The organism is Prosthecobacter sp. (assembly GCF_044236155.1).
GTDB lineage: Bacteria > Verrucomicrobiota > Verrucomicrobiia > Verrucomicrobiales > Verrucomicrobiaceae > Prosthecobacter.
On sequence record NZ_JBIIHA010000015.1, the window covers coordinates 123,742 to 132,664 of the forward strand.

Below are 8,923 nucleotides of genomic sequence, written 5' to 3' on the forward strand. Positions count from 1 at the left end.
TGCAGGCTATTTGACGTTCTGTGGGAAGACCGATGTCTTTCGCTCCGCGATTGTGTTTCACCCCACCTTCTTGATCACCCGCACCGCGTAGATCTTCGCCGTCAACTCGCTGAGCTTCACCGGCTTCGAATCATCGCGCAGCGGATCGCGGGCGAGGTATTCCCGACCTTCCTTGCCGACGATCACGCACCAGTGCTGGATGCCGCCGATGAGGAAGTATTTCACCACGGGGTAAGCGCCGCGTTCCAAGGCCTCATCCATCACCGCATGCTTCGTGACTGAGTGGTATTCGGCGGTAAGGCGTTGATCGGTCACCTTCGGAATCGCATTCCACACCACCCAGCCTTGCGGCAGAAAGCCGTCGTTCTTCTTCAAGCGCTCGTTCAGTTCCTTCGGCGTCAGTTTGACACCGAGATTCGAGCAGGCCATCGCCACGCTCGTCACGAGGCAGCCGTGGCTGCCCAGCGTGCAGTCGGAAGGGCCGAGCTGCTCATGCGCCCAGCGCTTGTCCTTTTGCAGCAGTGTTTTCCCGCTGTCCGACAGCCGGATGTGCAGTTCCTTGCCGCCGGTGGCGGAAATGGACGGTGAAAAACGTGCCCAGCACGTCCGCAGCACGACACAACCGGTCGCCGCCATCACCAGAACGATCAACGCGATGACCGGCCAGCGCCGCATGACCGCGGTTTAGTGGCCCTTCTTCTCCTCGTGCTTCTCTTCCTTCGCGTGGGAGTCGCCGTGGCCTTCACCGTGCGCCTTGTGCATGCCTTCGTGCAGCACCTGGGTTTCCTTGAACGAGTGCTTGTCGCAGGAAACGGAGGCGAAGATGAACGCGGCGGAGCAAAGGAGAATCGAGGCGGTTTTCATGGGGAATTCGAGGCCGCCATCCTATCGCCCGATGCCCCTCGCGCAAATGGCAATTCAGCCCCGCACCACGACCCGTGCGTCCAGCACCACGACGCCCTGCGGCGACGCCAGCAGCGGATTGATGTCCAGCTCCACGATGCGCCGCTCATGCTGCACCAGCCGCGCAAATTTCACCAGCACCTCGTCCAGCGCCGCCAGATCCACCGCAGGCTGCCCGCGCACGCCGCGCAACACCTTGGCGATCTTCGTCTGCTCGACCCAGCGCCGTGCCAGCGCATGATTCAGCGGCGGCAGGACCAGCGCGCGATCTTGAAACACTTCTACCAACGTACCGCCGGCGCCAAACAGCAGCACGGGACCAAACTGCGCGTCCGTGCTCGCCCCGAGTATCAGTTCCGTGCCTTTGCGTGTCACCATGCGTTGCACCGTCACGCCGTCGAAAGCCGCCGCGCCATGCAGCTTCGCCACATTGTCGCGGATCAAATGCCACGCATGCCGAACGGCGGCCGCATCGTGAAGATTGAGCTGCACGCCGCCGCAGTCGCTTTTGTGCGTGATCGTGGGCGAGAGCAATTTGATCGCCACAGGAAAGCCCAGCGCCTCCGCCGCCGCGACCGCTGCGTCTTCGTCATAAGCCGCGTGCGTCGCCACAATCGGAATCCCCGCCGCAAACAGCACCTGCTTGGCCTCCAGCTCGGTCAGCAACGTGCGTCCGCTCTTCAGCACGGCATCAATCATGTCACCGATCACCGAAGGCAGCTCTTCCACGTCCGCCTCATGCGCCGCGAGCGATTCGCGGAGCCAGAACAGGCGCAGGCAGCGCTCCCGCATGCGCACAAAAGCCAGCGCCGCCTCATCAGGATAATCATACGTCGGAATGCCCGATGCGTTCAGGATCGCACGGCCTTCATTCACGCTCTGCGCTCCCATCCAGCTCGCCAGCAGCGGCTTGCCGTTCTCTTGCGCGATTTTCACCACTTCGCGGGCGATGGCTGTCGGATTCGTCATCGCCTGCGGCGTCAGCACGGCCAGCACACCGTCCACGTTCGCGTCATTTTTCACCACACGCAGCGCGGTGGCAAAACGATCCGCATCCGCGTCGCCCAGCACATCCACCGGATTGTGATGGCTCCAATGCGCGGGCAGCACCTGGTTCAGCGCCTCCAGCGTGTCATTCGCAAGCTCCGCCAGTTCCCCGCCGCCGAGCACCAGCGCGTCCGTCGCCAGCGCACCGGGGCCGCCGGCGTTCGTCACGATGGCCAGTCTCGGCCCCGCGGGCAGCGGCTGCTTGGAAAGCACCTCCGCCATGTCGAACAGCTCCTCTACCGTGTCCACGCGCAGCACGCCGCTTTGCCGCAACGCCGCATCCAGCACCGCGTCGCTGCCGGTCATCGCGCCGGTGTGTGACGCGGCGGCCTTCGACGCCTCCGCCGTGCGCCCGACCTTGATCACCACGATGGGCTTGTGCGCCGCCACCTCGCGGGCGGCTTGGAGAAATGACGTCGCATCACCACCCACAGACTCCATGTACATCACGATGCTCTCGGTGCGCGGATCGTTGCCGAAATGCCGGATCAAATCGCCCCAGCCCACATCCGTCATCGCACCGGTTGAAACAAACGCGCTGAAGCCCACATGCTGGTCGTGACTCCAGTCAAGAATGGCCGTGCAAAGCGCCCCGCTCTGGCTCAGAAAGGCCACACGCCCCGGCCGCGCCATGCTGGTGGCAAACGTCGCGTTCAAGCCCGCATGCGGATTCATCAGCCCGAGACAATTCGGCCCGATCAAACGCACCCCATGCCGTTTCGCCGCTTCGAGCACACGCTTCTCCAGTTCAGCACCATCCGCGCCGGTTTCCTTGAAGCCCGCCGAGATCACCACCACCGCCTTCACGCCAGCGACTCCCGCTTCTTCGACAATCTGCGGCACCGTCGCCGCCGGTGTCACGATGATCACCAGTTCCGGCACCTCCGGCAGTGCCGCGAGGTTTGGAAACGCCTTCACGCCAAACAACTCCGCCCGTTTCGCATTCACCGGAAACACCGCGCCGCCAAACCCGCGCAGATTCTCCCAAATCGCCCGACCCACACTGCCCTCGCGCTCCGTGGCTCCGATCAAGGCAATGCTGCGCGGCTGGAAGAAGGATTCGAGGGACATTGGCACATTCTACGAGGTGAAAGCGTGGTGTCTCAGCACATGTTGTGCGGTTCGAGCCTCATTGTGTCCATCATTCCTCCTCACCCGCACAACACGACCCGCAGGCCACATAACACTCATCGCAGATGAACTCGTCGCCGAATTTTGACGCGCCCGGCCTGCCGCAGCGATCGCAGGCAGCTTGGGGTTGCTCCATGGCGGGCGTGGGTGGATGGATCGGCTCGTCACTCATGCGTCATCTCCTGCTTCTCTGCCTCGCTTTCGCTGGTTTTGCCAGCGCCCAGAATTTTAAACCGCTGATTTGACGCTTACATGACGCTAATCCTGAACTCATTCATTAGCGTTTAATCAGCGTCCCATTAGCGGTAAAAAATCATGCGTCATCTCCTCATTCTCATCCTGCTCTCCCAAACTCTGAGAGCTCAAAACACCGATCCCTTCCCCACGACGCCGAATCAGAAGGGCTTGCAGGTGCAGATGGTCGATGACGCGCTGGCGCTCGGCATTCATCACGCCGGGATCAACATCAACCTCACGGCGCTGCTGGACATGAAGTCGAAGCCCGAGACGGGCGAGTTCGTCTTCAATCAGAACTACCTCACGTCCCTCGACCGCCAGATCAAGCCGCTCTCGGACCGGGGCGTGCTCGTTTACATGATCCTGGTGGCCTATCCGTCCAAAGATCCGGCGCGCGATGCCATCGCGTTGCATCCGGGGCACCGGAAGGACTACAAATTCAGCGTCGGTGGCTTCAACACGACGAATCGCTTTCTCGAAGCCGTCATCGGCCTGCTGGCGGAGCGCTGGAGCGGCGCGCATCCGGAGCATGGCCGTGTGTGGGGCTGGATTGTTGGCAACGAGGTCAACTCACACTTCCTGTGGAGCAACATGGGACTTGTTTCGCTCGAAACCGCCGCCAGCGAGTATGAAAAAGCTTACCGCATCGCGCACACGGCGATCCGCAAGCATTCGCAGCATGCGCGCACTTATGTCTCGTTTGATCATCACTGGGCCAGCAGCATGCACAATGTCAGCGCGCAGGAGGCGACGCCGGGCCGCGACTTCATCGATACCTTCGCACGTCTTGTGCGCGAGCGCGGTGACTTCGATTGGAACGTCGCCTGGCACCCCTATCCCGAAGACCTGAACAATCCGCGTGCCTGGGCCGACAAGAACGTCACGCACAAAGACGACACGATCAAAGTGACCTTTAAGAACCTCGACGTGCTGCCGAAGCATCTCGAAAAACCGGAGCTGCGCTTCGCGGGCAGGCCGCGCCGCATCATTCTCAGCGAGCAGGGCTTCCACACGCTGCTCACACCGGATGGCGAGAAGCTGCAAGCCGCTGCCTACGCCTATGCGTGGGAGAAAATTCAGACCCTGCCGACCATCGACGCCTTCATCTACCATCGCCATGTCGATCACGCGCACGAAGGCGGCCTGCGGCTCGGCCTCTGGCGGAATGCGCCGCACTCGGTGGCTGATCCGCACAGCACGAAGCTCATCCACGACCTCTTCAAAAAGGCCGGCACTCCCGCATGGCGTGCGGCGGCGGACGCGCTGCTGCCGGTGACGGGATTGAAAGCGTGGCATGAGTGACATGACCGAGGAAGGGCGGGCTGTCCCCGGCCCGCCGCATGGGATAGGCGTCATGGGTAGGGCGGGCCGTCCCCAGCCCGCCGCCTACGCCTGCTGCAGTCCTCCAACACGATCATTGCTGCATGGCGGCGCTTCGGGGACGAAGCGCCCTCCCCCAAAACAAATCAGCCGGACCTCGCGGCCCGGCTGATGAGAACAAGTGGTGAATCACGGGCTGGAAAGCCCGTGCGACGTCACGCCTTCGGCGTGTCGGCGGTGCTTTCCGGGAGCTTCGGCTCCTTGATGTACTCGGTCGGAAGATCACCCTTCAGTGCCTTGAGGAAGGTGATGATCGAGGCGGTCTCCTCGTCGGAGAGCTGCTTGCCGAGCTGGTATTCGGCCATCTTCTTCACCATCTCCTCCAGCGTCTTCACGGAGCCGTCGTGCAGGTAGGGCGCGGTTTCGGTCACATTGCGCAGGCTGGGCACCTTGAAGAAACCCTTCTCGCCGTCGTTCTTCGTCACATCAGCGCGGCCGTTGTCCTTGAGATCCGGCCAGGGCTTCACGAGGCCGAGCTTCTGATACATCATACCGCCGACGGGGGCGCCGTTGTGGCAGGTCACGCAGCCGGTCTTCGCGAAAGTGGCGAAGCCCTTCTTCTCCTCGGCGCTCAGCGCGTCCTTGTTGCCCTTGAGGAAGGTGTCCCACTTCGACGGTGTGATCAGCTTGCGCTCAAACGCGCCGACCGCCTTGCCAAAGTTGTTGTAGTTCACCGGATCGGCCTCGCCGGGGAAGGCGGCCTTGAAGGCGTCCACATAGCCGGGCATGCTCTTCAGCACCTTCACGACGAACTCCTCGCTCGGCGCGCCCATTTCCACGGGATTGAGCACCGGGCCCTTCGCCTGCTCCTCGACGCTCGGCGCGCGTCCGTCCCAGAACTGCGCGATGTGCAGCGCCGCGTTGTAGGTGGAGGGCGAGCTGCGGCCGCCGAGCTTGCCTTCGTGGCCGGGGGAGAAGGGCAGGTTGTCGTTGCCGTATTTGTCGAGGATGTGGCAGGAGTTGCAGGACATCTTGCCGCCCTTCGAGATGCGGGTCTCGTAGTAGAGCATGCGGCCCAGGTTCACCTTCGCGTCGGTGATCTCATTGTCCGGCGACGGCGCCTGCGCGGGCAGCGGCTGGAACATCGGAAGGAAGGCCTCGGAGAGATCGGCCTGCGCAAAGGCGGAGGCGGCGCTCAATCCGGCGGCGAGGGCGAGAAGGCGGGTGGTGGCTTTCATGGGTGGATGGATGGGTAAACTGACTCGCTCGTTACGTCGTGCGGGAAAGCATGGTTTCAACTGATTGTGTCGTGAGACAACTTCTCAAACAAACGAGTCCGCCATTGACGTAAACTCACGCTCCCGAATACGCTCCCGCCATGATCCGCACGACCTTCCTGCTCCTGCTCACCGCCGTCACGCTCGTCCAGGCCCAGCAGCCCGCCGGCGATGGCAAAACGGACGACACCGCGGCCATCCAGCGCCTCTTCGACACCGCCGGCAGCGTGAAACTGCCGAAAGGCACCTACCGCCTCACCAAGACCCTGACCGTGGACCTCGCGAAGACCGGCTTAGCGGCCCTCAGCGGCGACGGCACCGCGCGTCTCCTCATGGAGGCCGCCGGACCCGCGCTGCATTTCATCGGCACCCACGGGGGCACCGCCGCGCCGGAGTCCTTCAAGCCGGAGGTCTGGGAGAAGGAGCGCACGCCCATGGTGGACGGCATCGAGATCGTCGGCGCGCACCCGGAGGCGGACGGCATCGAGGCCACCGGCACCATGCAGCTCACCCTCACCCGCGTCGTCGTGCGCGCATGCCGCCACGCCGTCCATCTCACGCAACGAAACCGCAACGTCCTCATCTCCGCCTGCCACTTCTACCACAACACCGGCATCGGCGTCTTCTATGACGAGGTGAACCTCCACCAGTCCAACATCGCCGGCAGCCACATCAGCTACAATGGCGGCGGCGGCGTCGTTTCCCGCGGCGGCAATGTCCGCAACCTCCACATCGGCACCTGCGACATCGAGGGCAACCACGCCAAGGACGGCCCGCCCGCCGCGAACATCGAGCTCGACTCCCGCGGCGGCTCCATCGGCGAGGTCGCCATCACCGGCTGCACCATCCAGCACACGAACAAAGCCCCCGGCTCCGCGAACATCCGCATCATCGGCTCCGGCACCGACCCCTCCCTCCTCCGCCGCGCCGGCCGCGAGCACACCCGCGAGGGCAATGTCACCATCAGCGCGAATGTCTTCAGCGACGTCCAGGTGAACCTCGAGATCCGCCACGCCCGCGGCGTCGCCGTCACCGGAAACACCTTCTGGGAAGGCTTCCAGCACGACCTCCTCGTCGAGGACAGCTCCCACATCATCATCACCGGCAACAACTTCGACCGCAACCCCCGCTACCTCGTCAACGGCAACGACAACGCCGAGAAAAACGGCCTCGTCCTCCTCCGCTGCGAGGACAGCATCCTCAGCGACAACCTCATCTCCGGCGTCTGGAAAAAGCGTGCCGCCGTGGACATCGAATCCGGCAGCCGCCTGCAAATCTCCCACAACAGCGTCCTCGACAGCGACGGCGCCGGCATCCGCCTCGAAAAAGTCACCCACAGCATCATCTCCGAAAACATCATCCGCGACGACCGCGAGCCCGAGGCCCGCAGCAAAGACCCCTCCCTCATCTTCATCGGCGGCAAAGCCAACGTCATTGGCCAGAACGTCCTCGGCAACAAACAAGAAGCCCGCTAACCACGCCCCCATCCCGCCCGTCCCCGTCTTCCAAACCAAGCACCAGGAACCAGGAACCACGAACCCCCTCTCCTTTTTCGACTCTTTCCTTTGGCTTCGCCTGTCTCGCCGAGCCTCGGCTCTTTCGGCGATCAATGCTTGGAAAAGGAGCTCACTCAGCGTGCATGGGCCTCGTCTCGGCAGAGGGGGGTGCCGGTCATATTTGTGAAATCTTGTCCAGCACCGCGTGCTTGAACCACGCGGGAATTTGGTCGGTTTTCAGTTCCAGGGTCCTGCCTTCGGTGATCTCCGCCAGCCAGGTGTGGCGGCGGTCGGCATTGTCCGTCGAGTTGTCGAAGATGTAAGCCCGGTTGCTGCTCTGGATCGCGGACATCAGCAGTTCCAGCGAGCGGTAGAAGCGTTTTTCCACCAGTTCAGGCGGCACATCGTGCCCGTTCAGCTTCACACGGTTCTCCACGCGGGAGATGTTGATGGCCGGGTCATCCGTGGCCACATAGTAGAGGTAGGTCCGGTAGCCTGCCGCCTGGGCCTGCTTGAGCAGGTCCACCTTGCTGGGGTGGGACATCACGGTCTCAAAGGTGAAGGTCCGCTCTGCCGCCAGCAGCTTCTGCCTCAGGAAATCCGCCGCCACGGAGGCGAAGTAGCTGTTGATCACGCCACTCGGAAACCACAGCCGGCCTTCGGCAAATCGCAGGCTCCTGGCCGCTTCCCTGAGCCCATGTTCGGCGAGGAACTCGGAACCGCTAAAAACGGGCAGAACCTCTTCCGCCGTGGTTGGGATGCCAAAGCCATCCAGGTCGAGGCAGCCATGCTTTCTGATCGCCGCCTCCATCTCGTCCGCATTCAGATACACGCCCAGCAGCGGCTCCGGCAGGTAGGACTTCAGCACGCTCTTCCCGGACCCGTTCGGACCGGCAAACATGCGCAGCCTGGGCGTCTGAGGGCTCATCGAATGGTGTAAACCGTCCCGGACTTCACGCGGATCGGCGGCTCGATCTGCTTCACCACCTCCTTGCGGCCGTCTGGATACACCCGGACCACAAACCCGCCTTCGGACTGCAACACGCTCTGCCCGGAGGCCAGCACCTGCTCACGCGCCGCGGCAAAGGCCTGCCCTGAAACGGCAGGAAACTGACTTTCGAGGACTTGAAGATCGGCGTCAGACATGGGGCTAGGGTAGCGGGACTTCTTTCCTAGATCAACCGCGTCCTCCCGGTTCAAACGTCAGTGCATCATCGTTCACCATCCCTCACCGCTCCCCCTCATTCCCCATTCCCCATTCCCCATTCCCCATTCCCCATTCCTCATTCCCCATTCTTCACTCCTCATTCCTCATTCCTCACCCTTCACCCCTAACCCTTCACCCACCACTCCTCACTCCCCATTCCCCCCTCCACCATCTTCCCGTCTCATCGTCTCATCGTCTCCTCTTCTCCAAGTCTCATTGTCTCCCCGTCTCCCCGTCTCTGCCTCTTCCCCCCTCACCCCTAACCCCTAACCCCTAACCCCTTCCCGTCTCCAAGTCTCCCTATC

The 8,923-nt window shown here is 62.8% G+C and carries 8 protein-coding genes; 2 read left to right on the top strand and 6 right to left on the bottom strand.

The features are described 5' to 3' along the window. Nucleotides 1-57 precede the first annotated feature (57 nt). The 3 genes from ACILSE_RS14320 to ACILSE_RS14330 are packed head-to-tail and all read right to left on the bottom strand — an operon-like array spanning nucleotide 58 to nucleotide 3,021. Nucleotides 58-675, bottom strand: a complete 618-nt coding sequence (locus ACILSE_RS14320; RefSeq protein WP_395718088.1) for a hypothetical protein — start codon at nucleotides 673-675, stop codon at nucleotides 58-60. A 9-nt stretch (nucleotides 676-684) separates the two neighbouring features. Beyond that, nucleotides 685-864 (bottom strand): hypothetical protein, encoded by a 180-nt coding sequence (locus ACILSE_RS14325; protein ID WP_395718089.1) that lies wholly within the window; start codon nucleotides 862-864, stop codon nucleotides 685-687. Between the two features lie 54 nt (nucleotides 865-918). After that, nucleotides 919-3,021 (bottom strand): acetate--CoA ligase family protein, encoded by a 2,103-nt coding sequence (locus tag ACILSE_RS14330; protein WP_395718090.1) that lies wholly within the window; start codon nucleotides 3,019-3,021, stop codon nucleotides 919-921. Nucleotides 3,022-3,396: 375 nt separating this feature from the next. On the opposite strand from ACILSE_RS14330, the gene ACILSE_RS14335 reads away from it, so the two are divergent. Next, nucleotides 3,397-4,620, top strand: coding sequence for a DUF5722 domain-containing protein (locus tag ACILSE_RS14335; protein WP_395718091.1), 1,224 nt, complete (start codon nucleotides 3,397-3,399; stop codon nucleotides 4,618-4,620). A 233-nt stretch (nucleotides 4,621-4,853) separates the two neighbouring features. Here the strand turns inward: ACILSE_RS14335 and ACILSE_RS14340 are convergent, their stop codons facing one another. Beyond that, complete coding sequence (locus tag ACILSE_RS14340; RefSeq protein ID WP_395718092.1) at nucleotides 4,854-5,876, bottom strand: cytochrome-c peroxidase; 1,023 nt, start codon at nucleotides 5,874-5,876, stop codon at nucleotides 4,854-4,856. 140 nt (nucleotides 5,877-6,016) lie between these two features. Between ACILSE_RS14340 and ACILSE_RS14345 the strand changes: the two genes are divergently transcribed. Then, the gene (locus ACILSE_RS14345; RefSeq protein ID WP_395718093.1) at nucleotides 6,017-7,390 is read left to right on the top strand and encodes a right-handed parallel beta-helix repeat-containing protein; all 1,374 of its coding nucleotides are present in this window, start codon (nucleotides 6,017-6,019) and stop codon (nucleotides 7,388-7,390) included. A 196-nt stretch (nucleotides 7,391-7,586) separates the two neighbouring features. Here ACILSE_RS14345 and ACILSE_RS14350 read toward each other — a convergent pair whose 3' ends face one another. Both ACILSE_RS14350 and ACILSE_RS14355 read right to left on the bottom strand, forming a co-directional pair. Continuing rightward, the gene (locus tag ACILSE_RS14350) at nucleotides 7,587-8,339 is read right to left on the bottom strand and encodes a zeta toxin family protein (RefSeq protein WP_395718094.1); all 753 of its coding nucleotides are present in this window, start codon (nucleotides 8,337-8,339) and stop codon (nucleotides 7,587-7,589) included. Continuing rightward, nucleotides 8,336-8,557 carry a hypothetical protein gene (locus ACILSE_RS14355; protein WP_395718095.1) on the bottom strand — a complete coding sequence of 74 codons (222 nt, stop codon included), beginning with the start codon at nucleotides 8,555-8,557 and terminating at the stop codon, nucleotides 8,336-8,338. Before ACILSE_RS14355 ends, ACILSE_RS14350 begins: the two co-directional genes overlap by 4 nt. Between the last annotated feature and the right edge of the window lie 366 nt (nucleotides 8,558-8,923).